Origin of the sequence: Rhizobium sp. CCGE 510, from assembly GCF_000292525.1 — a bacterium.
GTDB lineage: Bacteria > Pseudomonadota > Alphaproteobacteria > Rhizobiales > Rhizobiaceae > Rhizobium.
Genome location: NZ_AEYF01000129.1, coordinates 1 through 586, shown reverse-complemented (window position 1 = coordinate 586; position 586 = coordinate 1). Strand labels below are relative to the sequence as shown.

At 60.1% G+C, this 586-nt stretch carries 1 pseudogene; it reads right to left on the bottom strand.

Features of this window, described 5'->3' with window-relative positions:
* Positions 1-87: 87 nt before the first annotated feature.
* Positions 88-586: pseudogene (locus RCCGE510_RS32800) on the bottom strand (bifunctional 5,10-methylene-tetrahydrofolate dehydrogenase/5,10-methylene-tetrahydrofolate cyclohydrolase); the annotation flags it as partial.

Below are 586 nucleotides of genomic sequence, written 5' to 3'. Positions count from 1 at the left end.
TAACCCGTGGAACTCGCCGATGACGCTGCTGGATCGATGCGATCAATCCAATGCAATAGCCCAGATCAGGCGATCTCGGCTGAGCGATCACTCCAGCTTCTGGTTGAGGCTTCTGCCAACCGAACGGTAAGCCGCGATAACCGTGTTTGCCATCAGCATTGCGATCGTCATGGGACCCACGCCGCCAGGTACCGGTGTGATCGCTCCGGCGACCTCGGCCACTTCGCTGAAGGCAACGTCTCCGACCAGACGCGGCTTCCTCAGGCCGTTTTCAGGCGGGGCAATGCGGTTGATTCCGACGTCGATCACAGTGGCACCCTCCTTCACCCAGCTGGCCTTGACCATTTCGGCACGGCCGACGGCCGCCACAAGGATATCGGCTTGGCGGCAGATCTCGGGAAGGTTTTTCGTACGAGAATGGGCGACAGTAACGGTAGCGTTGGCATTCAGCAGCAGTTGGGCCATCGGCTTGCCGAAAAGGTTCGAGCGACCGATAACGACCGCGGTAAGGCCGGAGAGATCGTCGCCATGGATACGCCGTACAAAGACCATCGCACCGGCCGGTGTGCAGGAAACGAGACCAGTC